General features: G+C 68.6%; 11 protein-coding genes. 6 read left to right on the top strand and 5 right to left on the bottom strand.

Going from position 1 to position 14,737, the window contains the following annotated elements; translation table 11 throughout:
* Nucleotides 1–11: 11 nt before the first annotated feature.
* A complete protein-coding gene (locus AB0F17_RS49385) occupies nucleotides 12–1,511 on the bottom strand; it encodes a recombinase family protein (RefSeq protein ID WP_358038584.1) in 1,500 nt (499 codons plus the stop codon).
* Nucleotides 1,496–1,648, bottom strand: a complete 153-nt coding sequence (locus AB0F17_RS49380) for a pectate lyase (RefSeq protein ID WP_358038582.1) — start codon at nucleotides 1,646–1,648, stop codon at nucleotides 1,496–1,498. The genes AB0F17_RS49385 and AB0F17_RS49380 overlap by 16 nt, the downstream gene beginning before the upstream one ends.
* Before the next feature lie 361 nt (nucleotides 1,649–2,009).
* On the opposite strand from AB0F17_RS49380, the gene AB0F17_RS49375 reads away from it, so the two are divergent.
* Both AB0F17_RS49375 and AB0F17_RS49370 read left to right on the top strand, forming a co-directional pair.
* Nucleotides 2,010–3,227, top strand: a complete 1,218-nt coding sequence (locus tag AB0F17_RS49375) for an FxsB family cyclophane-forming radical SAM/SPASM peptide maturase (RefSeq protein WP_358038579.1) — start codon at nucleotides 2,010–2,012, stop codon at nucleotides 3,225–3,227.
* Nucleotides 3,224–4,528, top strand: a complete 1,305-nt coding sequence (locus AB0F17_RS49370) for an HEXXH motif domain-containing protein (protein WP_358038577.1) — start codon at nucleotides 3,224–3,226, stop codon at nucleotides 4,526–4,528. Before AB0F17_RS49375 ends, AB0F17_RS49370 begins: the two co-directional genes overlap by 4 nt.
* Here the strand turns inward: AB0F17_RS49370 and fxsT (AB0F17_RS49365) are convergent.
* Both fxsT (AB0F17_RS49365) and fxsT (AB0F17_RS49360) read right to left on the bottom strand, forming a co-directional pair.
* Nucleotides 4,488–6,977 (bottom strand): FxSxx-COOH system tetratricopeptide repeat protein, encoded by a 2,490-nt coding sequence (gene fxsT / locus AB0F17_RS49365; protein ID WP_358038574.1) that lies wholly within the window; start codon nucleotides 6,975–6,977, stop codon nucleotides 4,488–4,490. The genes AB0F17_RS49370 and fxsT (AB0F17_RS49365) overlap by 41 nt on opposite strands.
* A gap of 350 nt (nucleotides 6,978–7,327) precedes the next feature.
* Complete coding sequence (gene fxsT, locus AB0F17_RS49360; RefSeq protein ID WP_358038572.1) at nucleotides 7,328–9,856, bottom strand: FxSxx-COOH system tetratricopeptide repeat protein; 2,529 nt, start codon at nucleotides 9,854–9,856, stop codon at nucleotides 7,328–7,330.
* Between the two features lie 152 nt (nucleotides 9,857–10,008).
* Between fxsT (AB0F17_RS49360) and fxsA the strand changes: the two genes are divergently transcribed.
* From fxsA to AB0F17_RS49345, 3 genes are read left to right on the top strand one after another with little or no spacing between them, the layout of a single operon-like run.
* Nucleotides 10,009–10,197 (top strand): FxSxx-COOH cyclophane-containing RiPP peptide, encoded by a 189-nt coding sequence (gene fxsA / locus AB0F17_RS49355; RefSeq protein WP_358038569.1) that lies wholly within the window; start codon nucleotides 10,009–10,011, stop codon nucleotides 10,195–10,197.
* Nucleotides 10,198–10,257: 60 nt separating this feature from the next.
* A complete protein-coding gene (locus AB0F17_RS49350) occupies nucleotides 10,258–11,148 on the top strand; it encodes an SIR2 family protein (protein WP_358038566.1) in 891 nt (296 codons plus the stop codon).
* The gene (locus AB0F17_RS49345; protein ID WP_358038563.1) at nucleotides 11,145–13,148 is read left to right on the top strand and encodes a tetratricopeptide repeat protein; all 2,004 of its coding nucleotides are present in this window, start codon (nucleotides 11,145–11,147) and stop codon (nucleotides 13,146–13,148) included. Before AB0F17_RS49350 ends, AB0F17_RS49345 begins: the two co-directional genes overlap by 4 nt.
* 13 nt (nucleotides 13,149–13,161) lie before the next feature.
* On the opposite strand, the gene AB0F17_RS49340 is transcribed toward AB0F17_RS49345, so the two are convergent.
* Nucleotides 13,162–13,821 carry a hypothetical protein gene (locus AB0F17_RS49340; RefSeq protein ID WP_358038560.1) on the bottom strand — a complete coding sequence of 220 codons (660 nt, stop codon included), beginning with the start codon at nucleotides 13,819–13,821 and terminating at the stop codon, nucleotides 13,162–13,164.
* 144 nt (nucleotides 13,822–13,965) lie between these two features.
* On the opposite strand from AB0F17_RS49340, the gene AB0F17_RS49335 reads away from it, so the two are divergent.
* Nucleotides 13,966–14,706, top strand: a complete 741-nt coding sequence (locus tag AB0F17_RS49335; protein WP_358038708.1) for an NUDIX domain-containing protein — start codon at nucleotides 13,966–13,968, stop codon at nucleotides 14,704–14,706.
* Nucleotides 14,707–14,737 lie beyond the last annotated feature (31 nt).

Below are 14,737 nucleotides of genomic sequence, written 5' to 3'. Positions count from 1 at the left end.
ACACCAGTTTCCTAGACGTCCTCACGCCAGACGAGATCGAGCAGGTTGGGATCGAACGGAGCACGGCCCGTCCTACCGCTGGGAAGAACGATGATCGCGTGCAGCACTCGTCGCACGTATGCACGCTTCTGCGAAAGGTCCAGGCGGTCCGAGTCAGTGTCGGAGTACCACCGTCGCCTGATGTCCGTCACATCCGCCTGGGCGCGTTCTACGGCTACCGCGTGCGCCTGACGTTTCCTTGCCAGGCGGTCGATGTCAGCGTCTACTCGCTTCATCTCGGCGAAGAAGTCGCCGGGTTTGATGTCCCGCGCCGCGAACGCTTGACGTAGAGCGATCTTCTGCTCTTTGAACTCTTCGAGCTCCGCCTCCTCCCAAGGCCCCATTTCAGGAGCCTTCAGTGAAATCTCTTCGAGCTTAGAAATGACGGCTTCCGAGACGTGCATATCGATCATTTCACCCTTGCGAGCAAGACCGCCACATCCGCCCTCGCTCTTGGCCATGCAGGAATACGCATAGTCCCCGAGCTTCTTACGGACGCCCACCCGGAGTTTCGTCATACACATAGCGCCATCCGGGAGCGGCTTGCCGCAGCGAAGAACGCCGGTAAGAAGGTAACGGTGATCCCGGTAATCGTCGGGCAGATCACCCACTACCCCGTACCTGTTCACCCGCTTGCCCCGACGCTGCTCGAAGATGGCCCGGACCGCCCACCACTGGTCAGGAGTGACGATCGCTTCCCACTCGCCCACCACCGGCTCACCCTTGGCATCCATCACCAAGTCCCCATGCAACATGCGCCAGCCGCATGTGCGGGGATTGAGGAGGAGTTGCTTAAGTGCCGCCGTTGACCACTTATTTCCACGTGTCGTCATCAAACCCCGCTCCTGCCACTCCAGAACGATGGAGTTCAAGGAACGGCCCGCAATTACCTGCTCAACAGCCTTACGTACCGCCGCAGACGCGACAGGATTGAGAGTCTTCCTGTCCTTGTTCCAGCCGAACGCACGATAGGTGATCGCGATCTTCCCCGTCTCCGCGATGCCCCGGTGCTTGTCAATTGCCCGTCTGCGGATCTTCTTCGCTTCCGCGCGCGACAGCAACGCACCCAGGAGGCCCATCGACTCGGCTTCTTCGCTGTATAGGTACTTGGTGGTCCTATTGTCCGCAAAGACGCGGTTCGGAACGGAGGTGAAAGCGTCGATGAAGCGCTCGTAGTCGCTCGCCTTCCGGGCGAGTCGGTCATCCGCCGTCACGATAACGCCCATCACAGGGGTTCCGTCCGGCAACATGCCCGCACGAAGGGCCTTGAGCATCGCCTCGAAATCTTCCCGGACCACGCCTTCTTTGACTGCCGACCGATCGTTGTCCGTGTAAGAATGCACGATCCGCCACCCGTGACAAGCGGCGGTTTGCTGGTTCATCCGGTGCTGTTCCTGGACGGTGTGCGCGTCCTTCGCCAGGTCGAGACTCGCACGCGCGTAGGCGGCCACAGGCACTAGCTCATCGAACACTCTTTGCCTCCTGCCCGGGGAAGTATTGCCCGATGAGAAATTCTACCCTGAAAGTTCCTGACGTACATGGCATCGGGGCCGTTGTGCTGGAAGCCCTTGTCGCTGGCCGACCTGGCCCCGCCGACGTTGATCGTCATCGACTGGGATGAGGAGGTGCCCTTGAATGTGGCGGCAGTGAATGCCGTCGGCTGCCGGGGAGTCGGAGGATGACGTTCTTCAGCACCGCGCCGTTGGCGAGCTGAGGATCGGGCTCTGGCCCTCGTCCTGCCCGCCGCTGCCCAGGTCTCCGGGGTCGATGTAGGAAGGCGCCTTCCAGTCGTCAATGTGAATCTTGGGCTCGGCCTTCGGCGAGAAGGCGTCGTGGCTGGCCAGGGCATGACAAAGCCTCTTGCCAAGAGTGAAACTTTCAGGTCCGGAGGCTTCCGCGTGGCGACCTGCCGGTGGCGGGCCGTGCGTCAAGTGGCCACTGCCGAATGAATAAGCGTAAGGTTCGGCCACGTGTCACGCTCGAATGGAAGCCGGCTGGGCGAGGTAAAGCCCCAGGTCACACCGCTGCCACCCGAAGGATGGCAGCCGTGGCCTTTGTGCCAGTTCATCCTAAAAATACACAGTAGATGCGACCTGAGGTGCGATTATTGTTATGTCTATGAAATGGCTGATCAAAGCTGGAAAGAGCAGCCGCGTCGGGTTTCAAAAGACGTCATCGCACACACCGCCTTCCGGATCGCTGAGCACGCTCACGCGCACCGGATGCCTTCCGTCCACCTGATCCTGCATGGCGGGGAGCCGCTCCTCGCCGGTGCCGACCACATCGCCCATACCGTCCACGCCGTCCGGCAGGCCCTGGGGCCGGGCGTCCGTCTCGACGTCAGCCTGCAGACCAACGGGATGCGCCTCGACGAGACGTACCTGAAACTGTTCGATGATCTCGGAGTCCGCGTCGGCGTCAGCATGGACGGTGGCGCCGACGATCATGACCGGCATCGGCGGCGGCCCGATGGGAGCGGTAGCCACGCCACCATCTCCGCCGCGCTCGACCTGATCACCGAGCGCTACCCCCACCTGTACGGCGGCCTGCTCTGCACCGTCGACCTCGACAACGATCCCCTCACCACCTACGAGGCACTGCTCGAATCCGGGCCGCCCCGGATCGACTTCCTGCTGCCGCACGGCAACTGGGCCGAGCCGCCGCCCGGCCTTCCCGCCGAGGACGGCGCGACGCCGTACGCCGACTGGCTGATCCCGATCTTCGACCGGTGGTACGGCGCGGCGCGCAGGGAGACCGAGGTGCGGCTGTTCGCCGATATCCTGCACCTCCTCATTGGCGGGACGTCGTCCGGCGAGACCCTGGGACTGGGGCCGGCCCGGATGGTGGTGATCGAGGCCGACGGCGGCATCCAGCAGTCCGACACCTTGAAGTCCGCCTATCCCGGCGCGCCCGTCACCGGATTCCACGTCGCCCGCGACACCTTCGACGCGGTGCTGCGGCATCCGGCCGTCATGACCCGCCAGCTCGGCGCCGACGCCCTCGCGAAGGAATGCCGGGACTGTCCAATCCTGTCCGTCTGTGGCGGCGGCCTCTACGCGCACCGTTACGACCCGGACAACGGTTTCGGCAATCGCTCGGTCTACTGCGACGACCTGTTCCGCCTGATCGATCACATCCGCGGCGAAGTCCAACGCGACGTCGCCACCCTGCTGGAAGGGCGCCGATGAGCCTCAAGCAGCACATCATCCCGGACGAGCACTTCCAGGCGCTGGGCTCGGGCGGAGGGGGCGCGGAGGCGGCTCGCCTCCTGCTCGGCGCCCAGCACAGCAAGCACGTCCTGCTCCTGCACGGGATCGGCCGCGCGGCCCCGGAGGCGTACCGGTTGCTGAGCGCGGCCCAGGGGCATCGGCCGCGAGCGGTGGACGCCGTGCTCCGCCATCCCGCCGTCGGCGCCTGGGCCTGGCGTACCTACCACGCACTGGCGACAGGGGCCGGCGGACACTCGCCCGCCCGGCTCGCCGCCGTCGCCGCCGCGGCCGCCGTCCGTTCGGGCCTGGACTTCGAGATCGAGGTGCCCGCCGACGAAGGCGGCATCACGCTGCCGTCGCTCGGTCGTGCCGTACTCGCCGGCCCGTCGGCGAGGGTCCGGCGAGCGGGCGGCCCGGTGGAGGTGATCGGCGACGAGACGGTACGCCTCCCCGACGACCCCCATCAGGACGCCCCCGGCTGGCAGGCGCTGCGCCGCCTGGAGGCCACGGCCCAGGGCAGGACCCTCACGCTCTGCGTCGACGACCTCGACCCGTACCGGATGCCCGGCGCCCGGCTGGCCGCGGACCGGCTGTCCGAGGACGAGCTGGCCGTCTGGCGGGAGGCGCTGCGGAGCGCTTGGGAGCTGCTGCTCGGCCATCACCCGACCGTCGCCGACGAGGTGTCCGTGGCCACGAGCGTGCTGACGCCGCTGACCGACGTCCCCGGCGACCAGATCAGCGGCAGCTCCCGTGAGGCGTTCGGCTGCGTCGCGCTGTCCACGCCGCCCGACGCGACGACGCTGGCGCTGACGTTCGCGCACGAGGTCCAGCACGGGAAGCTGTCGGCGCTGCTCGACGTGATCCCCTTGCTGCGGCCGTCCGGCGACAGGCGCTACTACGCGCCGTGGCGCAACGATCCCCGCCCGCTGGGCGGCCTGTTCCAGGGTGCGTACGCCTACGTCGGGGTCAGCGGATTCTGGCGCCGGCAGCGGCACCACGAGCAGGGCGAGGCCGCGCTCGCCGCGAGCGCCGAGTTCTACCGGTGGTGGGAGGCCGCGGTGGGGGCGACCCAGGTGATCGCCGACAGCGGGTTCCTCACCCCGCCCGGCGAGCGCTTCATCGCCCGGATGGCCGCGACCCTGCGGGCCTGGCGGGAGGAGGAGGTCTCCGGCGAGGCCATCGAGAAGGCGCACCGGGACGCCGCGGCCCACCGCGCGATGTGGGCGGAACGCAACGGGATCACGCCGTCGTCTCCAGGCGGCGTGACAATTCCTGGATGAAGTCGCGGGCGTCTCCCCAGAAGACGGCCGCGCGCATGTTCAGCCGGGCGATCCGGGCCAGGTGATATTTCCTGGCGGCCTCCTCCATCCCGCCGGGGCCCGGATCGTACAGCGCCATGATGTTCCTCCTGGGGGTGGAGACACCCGACAGGAGGGACATCAGCAGGTCGAACGACGAGGACCGCGGGTTGTAGCCGATCATCAGGAACGGGTACGTCACCAGCGCCCCGACGATGTCCGGCGACCATTTGCCGTGCTCGACCCGCAGGCACCTCAGGCGGTCGCTCTCCGACAGCACCAGCGAGCCGGGCAGGTCGTACGATCCGGCCAGATGGCACACCAGGGGCCGCTCAGGGGTGGGCGCGACCACCGGCTCCGCCGCCCCGAACTCCGGCCGCCACGGCAACACCTTCATCACGGGCTCCCTGCCCGCACGCAGCAGTGACTGCGTGAGCCGGCCGTGGTAGCTGGTGGTCAGGTAGGAGGTGGCGGGCACCTTCGCGAGGAAGGCGTGCGGGTCCTCCTCGTCCTGCTGCTCCCATTCCCGGCGCAGTCCCTCCAGGATCTCCTCGGCCATGGCCGACTGGTCGGGCAGCGTCACCGCGTAGTCGAGGACGGACTCGAAGTTCCACGGGTCCGCGAACGGGTAGCCGAGCCGGCCGGCCCACTCCCAGCTCATCGCCCGCACCCTGGCGGCCTTCTCCCTGGAGATGTCGCTGCCGACGATCGGGGTGCAGTCACCCGTGGTCACCTGGTAGATCAGCCGCGCCCAGTCGTCGCCTTCCATCTCCCGCGCCATGAGCGCCCGGCGCGGCACGGCCGGCGCGGGCGCGGGCCGGGGGAGCGCACTGTCGTAAACGGCCGTGTGGCCCCCGGCTTCCGGCACGACGCCGCTGTAGCGCTCGGCGCCCTCCCCGTCGTTGATCGCCAGGAAGTACGTGACCAGCCGGGCGACGAAGCCCCGCACCTCCTCGTCCGTGGAGTCGGCCAGAGACGACGCCTCGGCGTGGCCGGCCAGCTCGGCGTATCGGGGGAAGTTCGCCCGGTCCTCCGGATCGCCGCAGTCGGATCCGGCCAGCAGCCGGTGGACGTCGCGCCGGGCCCGCTCCCGTTCCTCGCCGGTCATGCGTTCCTTGACCGTCGACTGGAGCAGGCGGTGCACCTGGACCGTGCCCTGGCCGGCCAGGCGGACGAACCCGTAGCGGGTGAGCACCCGGATCGCGTTGTCGGCCAGCACGGGATCCTGGAACACGGCGACCGAATCGCCCGACAGCGGCAGGCGGCCCTGGCGCAGCAGGCCGCGCGAGATCGACTCCGGCCGCAGGAACGCGCAGCGTCGCAGCAGGGACAGGGCCTCCGGGCAGGTCTGCCTGAGCGTCTCGAAGCCCAGGTCCCACGCCGACGCCAGGCCGCGTCCGTAGTCGACCGGCGGATGCTTGTCCAGCATCCGGCCGGGCTGCTCGCGCAGCCGCGCGACGTAGGCCCCGGGGGCCAGGCCGGAGCCCTTGATGTAGGTGACCGCCTGCACGACGCCGAGCGGCATGTCCTCCAGTTCCTCGGCCACCTGCCCGGCCTCGTCGACGGACATCCCGGGCACCCGCCGGGTGAGCAGCTCGACACTGTCCCCGCGCTCGAACGCGCCGACCTCGATGGGCACCGCGACCTCGTCCCATGCGGGTTCGCGGGAGGTGATGAGCACATGACCCGACCCGCCGCGCGGCAGGAACGCCCCCACGCTCTCCGGATGCCCCGCGTTGTCGAACACCATCATCCACGGCGCCCAGCGGGAGTCCTCCCGCAGCAGTTTCAGCGTCTCCGAGACGATCTCGGCCTCGCCGATGTCCCCGTCCAGCCGCCTGCCGAGCGAGGCCAGATCGGTCCGGATCAGGCTCGGCTGCTCGGCCCTGATCCACCAGACGGTCACGTACCTGGAGGAATGCCGGTGGATGTACTCGGAGGCGAGCTGCGTCTTGCCGTGCCCGCCGGGCCCGACCAGGCACACCGGCCAGTCCGTCTGCGCGAGCATCGCGGTGTCGAGTTCGGTGAGCAGTTTCCGGCGGCCGGAGAAGTGGCCCCTGACCGGCGGCGTGCCGCCGCCCAGGATCCGCGGCAGGGAATCGTCCCGGTCGTCCGGTGCCGGCTCGGCCGCCTGACTCATGCTCGCGGAAACGCTCCGGTGCCGCTCCAGCCAGCCGCGGACGTACGCCTCCTCATCGTCCTCCAGGCGCAGCCCGTTCTCCCGCCCGAAGGCCAGGCAGGCGCGGACGAACGCGTCGACGAGCGACCACGAGGGCGGTCGCTTGCGGTCGCCCTCCAGCAGGCTCTGCACCGTGCTGGGAGCCAGCCGCTCGGGATTCAGCCGCCGCAGTTCGCGATAGGACGGGCCGCCGGCCCGCCCGCGTAGTTCGCTGAGAGCGGCGAGGAAAGCCTGGAGGGATTCTTCGGGCATCGTCCCCCCTGTCGGATTCCGTACGAAGTCATTCAGGATTATCCGCTTTATCGGAGCGTTCCACCAAGGAGATGTACCGGGTCGTCCGGACTCTTCCTGCATTGACCAGGATCATTGCGGGACACCGCCGCCCCCGGCTTCCCTGAATACAGGACATATCGCAAGGGAGGCACAATGTGGCCCGAAACCATCCTGCTTTTCTCGGCCGCCACTTTTCTGCTGGGTGCGCTGCGTTTCCTGATCCTGTTCCTGGGGCTTCGACTTACGCTGCGCAAGGCACGCCAGAGCGATCATGCGGCCTTATATCACGACTTCGCCATGGCGATGAGAGGCGCCCATCCGGGGCCGGATCAGATGGGCGGAGGGTCGAAGTCGCAGTCCATCCGCGCGCCCTCTTCCAGGGCGAGCCGCGCGTCGGGATGATCGAGGCCCATGGCTCCGGCGTAACCGCGCTGGGCCTCGGCGTACAGCGCGTCGGCCTCCTCCTGCCGGCCGCACGCGCGGGTGTCGAGGACGAGGTTGGCCAGGCAGGCGAGCAGCAGCGGGTATTCGTCGCTGAAGATCCTGCGCAGCCTGTCGAGCGTCTCCCTGCCCAGCCGCCTCGCCTCCTCGTGGTCCTCCAGTGCGGCATGGTCGCTGGCGAGGTTGACGGCGCAGGTCAGGGCGTAGTGATGGTCACGTCCGAGCCTGCCGTCGAGGCCGGTCAGCGCCCGCTCGTCGGTGTGCATGGCCGCCTCGGCGTCGCCGCGCAGCCGCTGGAGGACCGCCAGATTGGTCGCGCAGCCGTACACATAGGGGTGAGCGTCCCCGTAGATGGCCTGGTATCTCGCCACCGCCTGCTCGGCGATGTCGTAGGCGGCGTTGATGTCGCCCGTCGCGCGCAGGGCGTTGGACAGGTTGCTGGCCGCCGCGACCGTCTCGGGATGGTGATCGCCCATGATGCGCTGCAGGCGCGAGTGCACGTCCTTGGCGAGCTCGAGCGACCCGTCGAAGTCGCCTGCCCTGCGCTTGGCGATCGACAGGTCGCGGGCCGTCTTCAGGGTCCACAGGTGCTCGGCGCCGAGTTCCTGGACGCCGTAGGCGTAGGCGTCCTCACCGAGGTCGACCGCCTCCCGCGAGTCGCCGCTCAGCCGGACGGCCCTGGCCAGGCCGTTCCAGTTGTTGAGCACGTCGGCCTCGCCGATCCGCTCCGCGCTCTCGTTCTGCTTGCGGTGCACGACGTCGTGCAGGGCCCTGGCCGCCGTGTAGTCGCTGTTGAGGCCGTAGTCGACGGCCAGGTTGTTCATGATCTGCAGGGTCGCCGGCGCCTGCTCGCCGAACACGGTCGTGTGCTGGGCCTGCAGCCTCTCGTCCAGCTCCCTGGCCGCCGACCAGTCGCCGGCGGCCCGAAGGTCGGCCGCGAACCCGCTGCTGAGCACCAGGGTCTCGGAGTCCTCCGCGCCCAGCACTTCGGTCATCTTGGCCAGCGTGGTGCTGTCGAGATCGTAGGCGGCCCGGTATTCGCCCAGCTCGCGGATGATGCCACCGAGGTGGCGCTGGGCGATCAGCACGTCGGGGTGCTCGGGCCCCGATCTCTCGGTCCAGCGCTCCACGAACCGCTCCGCGAAGATCCGCGCGGACTGGTAGTTGCCTGATCGATAGAGGTAGTAGAGGACGTCGCGCACCATGGTGCGGACCGCCGGTTCGGCGCAGTCGGCCACCTGCGAGGGCAGGATGTGCGCGATCAGCTCGTTGTAACGCTGCCAGCTGGCCGTCTCGTCGGGCACCTTCGGCGCCGCGCCGGCCAGCAGGAGGTGCACCTCATGCCGGAAGCGGCGGCGCTCGTCCTCGTCCAGCTCGTCCCGCAGCAGCGCCTGGACCAGCCGGTGCACCTGGATCGTGCGCGCCTGCGAGTCGATGGTCGCCAGCGCGAACCTGCCCAGCTCCCTGATCGCCCTGGTGAGCAGGATCGTGTCACCGAAGATGCTGCTCAACTTGGCGTCGGACGCCTGATGGCCGGCCCGGCGGAAGACGTCGCGCGGAATCGGCTCCGGGCCGAAGAAGGCGCAGCAGCGCAGCACGTCGACGGCCTCGGGCAGCTTGCTGCGCAGTTGCGCGACCGACAGCGCCCACGCGGCGGTCATGGGCATCGGGTATTCGGACGGCTTGCTCTCCGAGAGCAGCGCGCTGGTCTGCTCCTTCAGCAGCCGGAGGTAGTCGTCCACCGAGATGCCGGTCTCCACGTGCAGCGCGCCCGCCTGCTCCAGCGCCAGCGGCAGGTCCCCGAGCTGTTCCGCGAGCCGGTCGGCGTCGGTGCTGGAGAGCGACGCGCGCCTGGAGAGGAACTCCACACTCTCCTGGCGGTCGAAGACGTCCACCGCGACGGTGTCGACGATGCCCTGCCAGCGGTGGTTGCGCGAGGTGACGATCACCTGCCCCGGCCCTTGGGGGATGAGCTCGCTGATCTCCTCCGGCTGGTCGGCGTTGTCGAAGACCAGGAGCCAGCGGTCGTACGGTTCGCCGCGGCGCAGGGCGTCGAGCACCGCGTCGGCCGCGTCCTCGGCCCCGCTTCGGGTGGCGGCCTGGAGGCCGAGATGCGGCGCCAGACCGGCCAGCGAGGACTTGACCAGGACGGGCTGATCGGCGGGGATCCACCACACCACGTCGTATTCGGACCTGAAACGGTGCGCGTACTCGACGGCGAGCTGGGTCTTGCCCACTCCACCCAGGCCGTGCAGGGCGTGCGGGACGACGGCGGTCACCTCGGTGGACAGGCCCGCGTGCAAGCGTTCAAGCAGGACGGACCGGCCGGTGAAGTTGACGTTGCGGGCGGGGACCTTGCCCCAGACCTCGGGAACCCGTCCCGACGTTCGGACCAACTCTGGCTGCGAACCTGTCACGTCACGCCTCCGGCTGACGACCACATCCGCCGTCATCTTAGAGCTTTTCGCGTCGAACGAACATTTACGCCTCCCTTACGGACGGCGCCATATGGAGACCGATAGGGTTGGCGTGATTTTTGTGTCCCGAGTTCCGGAACATAGGAGCTTCAATGAGCGATGAGCTGACCGAACCGCCCGGCCTTGTCGATGTGAGTGGCTTGTCGCTCGCCGACCTCGACAAGGTGGACGAGTCAGCGCTCGCCCATGCCCTGCGGATGTTGCTTCGTGCGGGCGAAGACGCGATGGGACCGATCGCGGGGTTCAGCCAGAGCATCGACGGGCCCGCCGTGACCGGCTAAAAATAGGGACGTACCTCGTGCTCCACGCCCTCATCGTGCCAGGAGAGCAGGTCGTCCCGGATGAAGGATTCCGACTGGGCCCGGCTGATCGATCAGCTCCGTACCGGTGACTGCACGCCGTTCATCGGTGCGGGGGCCAGCGACGGCAACCTCCCGTCCAGCGGAGAGCTGAGCCGGGAGTGGGCGGCCCGTTTCGACTATCCCTTCGCTGATGATGGCGATTTAGCCAGAGTTATGCAGTATGTCCGTAGTGTCCTTGGCGACTCCGGGCTCAAGCACGAACTCGGCCGCCGCCTCACGGCGATCGGCCCGCCCGACTTCACGGCTCCGGGCGAAATCCACTCGTCCATCGCCGCCTTTCCCATCCCGGTGTTCCTGACCACCAATTACGACGACTTCCTCGTACGGGCGCTGCGCGGTGCCGGCAAGGAGCCCAGCGCGGCGATCTGCCCGTGGCACGAGGGCGTGCCGTATGACCGGAACCTGTTCGAGCGCGGCGCGGGAATACGTCCCGACGCCAACCGGCCGATGGTCTACCATCTCCACGGAAGCACGAGCCTCCCGTCGTCCATGGTGCTGACCGAAGACGACTACATCGACTTCCTGGTCCACCTGACGACCGCGCGAGCCCAGAACAACCGGCACGTGATTCCGCCGATCATTCTCGACGCCCTGGCGAACCGGCCCCTGCTCCTTCTCGGCTACACACTTCAGGAATGGACATTTCGGGTGATGTTCCATGGGCTGATCAGGCGTTACCCGGCCATCCGCCGCCGGCGTCATGTCAGTGTTCAGCTCACACCCGAGAACGAGAACGTCAAACCCGGAGCCGCCCTGCGCGCCAAGGAATATCTCGACCGGTATTTCGACGGATGGGAGGTCTCCATCTTCTGGGGCACCCCCCGCCAGTTCTGCGCGGAACTGGACGAGCGAATGGGGAACCGGTCGTGATCGCCGAGCCGCCGACCGGCGCCTTCGAGGCCGAACCGTACGTGGGCCTGCGTTCGTACACGAAGGAGGACCAGGAGCGCTTCTTCGGGCGGGACGCCAAGGCGTACGAGATCTCCGTGATGTGGCAGGCGCACCGGCTCACGATGCTGCACGGACCGTCCGGAGTGGGCAAGACGTCCGTGCTGGAGGCGGGAGTGCTGCCGGAGCTGGCGGACAAACGGGTGGACGTGCTGCCGATCGGGCGGCTCTCCCACGGCTCCGCCTTCCCGATGGCCGCGCTGCCCGAGCGCAATCCGTTCACGGTGGCGCTGCTGTCGTCGTGGGCGCCGGGCGAGTCGCTCACGCGGCTGTCGGGGCTCACCGTCCAGCAGTTCCTGCGGCGTCGCGGGCCCAGGATCGACAAGTACGGCGACCCCATCCCCATCCTGGTGGCCATCGACCAGGCCGAAGAGCTCTTCTTCGACTTCCCCTACCGCCAGGGCTTCCGCGACCCCTTCATCGCCCAGCTCGCCGAGGCCCTGGACGACAACGAGGACCTGCGCCTGCTCCTGTCGATCAGGGAGGACTACCTGGCCAGGCTCATGGCCCACGGGGAGCCGCTGCGCAGCGGCGGGCCGTCGGCGTCGGTGGTGCTGACCCCGTTCCAGGAGGAGGAGGCGCTGGCCGCGATCAAGGAACCACTCGCCGGAACAGAGCGCTCCTACGCGCCCCAAGCCGCCGAGACCCTGGTCAAGGAGCTGCGCACGGTGCGGCTGCACGGCACCGGCGCCCCAGCCTCCTACACCGTGGACACCGTCGAGCCGGTTCAGCTGCAGATCGTCTGCTCCGCGCTGTGGAACTCGTGCCCGCCCGACCTGACGGTCATCACGCCGGAGTACGTGGAACGGCACGCGGACGTCGACCGCTCCCTGGGCGACTTCCTCGACCAGGCCCTGGCGGAGATCGCGCACGACCACGAGATCCCCCTCGACCGGCTCAGCGCCTGGCTGCGGGAGACCTTCGTCACCACGCTCGGCACCCGCGGCACCGCCTACGAGGGCGAGACCCAGACCGCCGGCATGCCGAACAGCGTGGTCAAGGCGCTGATCGACCGGCACGTCCTCAAGGCGGAGATGCGTTCGGGCTCGCGCTGGTGCGAACTCCAGCACGACCGGCTGCTCCAGCCGGTGCTGTACGCGCTCGGCGGCGCGCGCCCCCAGCCCGGCTCCGGCCAGGCGCCCGTGAGCGCCGCCGAGCACCTGCGCGTGGCCGAGCAGGTGCTGGCGGACGGCGACCTCACGCTGGCCGAGACACACGGCGAGAAGGCCAGGCGGTCCTGCGGTGAGGACGAGCTGCGCACGCGCGCGGAGATCGAGTCCTTTCTCGGCAATCTCGCGCACGCGCGCGGCGACTGGCCGACCGCCGAGCGGTGCTACAAGCAGGCCAGCCAGGTGTACGAGCGGCTGCGGGACACCCCGGCCGTGGGCCGCTCGCTGGCCGCGGCCGGCCGGGTGATCCTGCATCAGGGCCGCCCGGACGAGGCCATGAACGAGTTGCGATCCGCCGTGGGCCGGGTGCCGAGCGACCTCACCGTCCAGGTCGAGCTGGCCATAACGGTGTGGCACACGGGCAACCCGCAGGCGGCGCTGCCCATCCTGCACGGCGTGCTGTCGGTGGACGGCGACACCCCCATCGCGCTGCGGGCACGCGGCGAGATCCTGGCCGACCTGGGCAAGCCCGTACAGGCGTTACGCGACCTCGACCGGGTACGCGAGCCCGCCGAACCGGCCACCATCGCCGCCCGCGCCCTGGCACTGGCCGAGCTGGACCGCGTCGAGGAGGCGTCCGTCGAGGTGGAGGCGGCCCTGGTCGGCGGGCGTGATCACGGCCTGGTGGCGTACCTGTGCGCGCGGGCCCTGTCCCGGATGGGCGACCGCGCCCGCGCCGCCCAGATCGCCCGCGACGCGACCCGGCCGCCACTCACCTCCTACCAGCGCAGGGTCCTGGCGGACCTGCTCTGACGCTCTGGGATTCTCAGCCGGCCTCCGCGGGGCGGCTGTGCTCCCAAGCGGTGGTGAACAGCAGCAATGCGTAGTCGTACAGGACCCCGGGCCGGTGCGCGACGATGCAGGGGGAGTTTCGGCCGTGTTCGCCCTGTCGGTACATGGTGAGATAGGCGACGTTGTCGGTGATGACGAGACGGTGCAGGTTCGGCAGATCGTAAAAGCGGAGCGAGACCGGCTGATGATGCCGCGTGATCTCGCTCACGTAGGTGGCGTTTATCCGCACCTGCTCGGCGAGCAGGCCGGGGGAGAAGCCCGGATCGACGCGGCGCAGGTCCGATTCTCGCCTGGAGAGCCAGGAATCGTAGCCGGTCGTGGTGTCGGGCAGGAGCACCTGTACGGATTCCAGACGCTTGCCCGCCGCGTCCCAGACCGTGGCGAAACTGTCACGCGTCAGTTCGTTTCCACGTCCGGCGAGAACGCGCACCCACCGCGCACGGGCCAGCTCAGCCGACAGTTCCTGGGCGGCGAGCTGTTGTCGCGGTAGGACATGGAGCACTCCCAGCCCGGTCAGCCGGGACAGGACAAGGGCCGGCCATCGGCGGGAGCGTAGCGAGAAGGCCCAACCGCCGACAACGGTGAGCGCGGTCGCGAGCAAGGAGCTCACCACGCCGAGCATGAACTCACTCATGCTTGTCTCCATGGTCGCCGCCCACCTATTAAGGTCTAACTGACCATAAGTGGTGCGGCCGTCTGGGTCAAGGCGGGATCAGGGCGGTGCGGCTCGCTGGGCCGCCGCAGAGGTCAAGGTGACCATAGGTATTCTGTGGGTGTGGTGAATCGGGCATCCAAGCATGACGGGACGGCGTCGGCGGCGGTGACCGTGGACTTGGTGATCTTCACGGTGCGCGAGGCCGGCCTGCGTGTCCTGCTGATCGAGCGGGGAAAGCCGCCCTTCGAAGGCGGACTCGCTCTGCCGGGAGGCTATGTCCGGGTCGGCGAGGACCTCGATCAGGCCGCTCTGCGCGAACTGGCCGAGGAGACGGGTGTCGATGGCCGCCGCCTGTACCTTGAGCAGTTGCGCACGTTCGGGGCGCCGGAGCGCGATCCGCGTGGCCGGACCTTCACTGTCGCCTACCTCGCGCTGGGCCCTGACCTGCCCACGCCGGTCGCCGGCACCGACGCCGCGACCGCTCACTGGGTGCCCGTCGAGACAGCCCTGTCGGCCGAGCTCGCCTTCGACCACCTGGCGATTCTCAAGGAGGGGCTCGATCGGGCCAGGGCCAAACTCGAGTACACGACGGTGGCGGCGGCGTTCTGCCGCGAACCGTTCACCATCGCCGACCTGCGCCACATCTACGAGGTCATCTGGGGATTCCCGCTGGATCCCAGCAATTTCCGCCGCAAGGTGACCAAGGCGGCGGACTTCGTGGAGCCTACCGGCGAGTCGCGGACGCCGGAGATCGGCCGTCCCGCCGCGCTGTATCGCCGGGGGCCGGCCGCGCTGCTGTTCCCGCCCATGCCGCGGTCGAGCGATGAGGGTCGTGAGGCCCACCCGTCGACGGTCACCGCCTGACGGGCGGCTCTTGGCTCAGGTCGCGGCACTC

The organism is Nonomuraea sp. NPDC026600, assembly GCF_040638335.1.
GTDB lineage: Bacteria > Actinomycetota > Actinomycetes > Streptosporangiales > Streptosporangiaceae > Nonomuraea.
The sequence above is the reverse complement of the archived record's forward strand: the minus strand, read 5'-3'. Positions and strand labels throughout refer to the sequence as shown.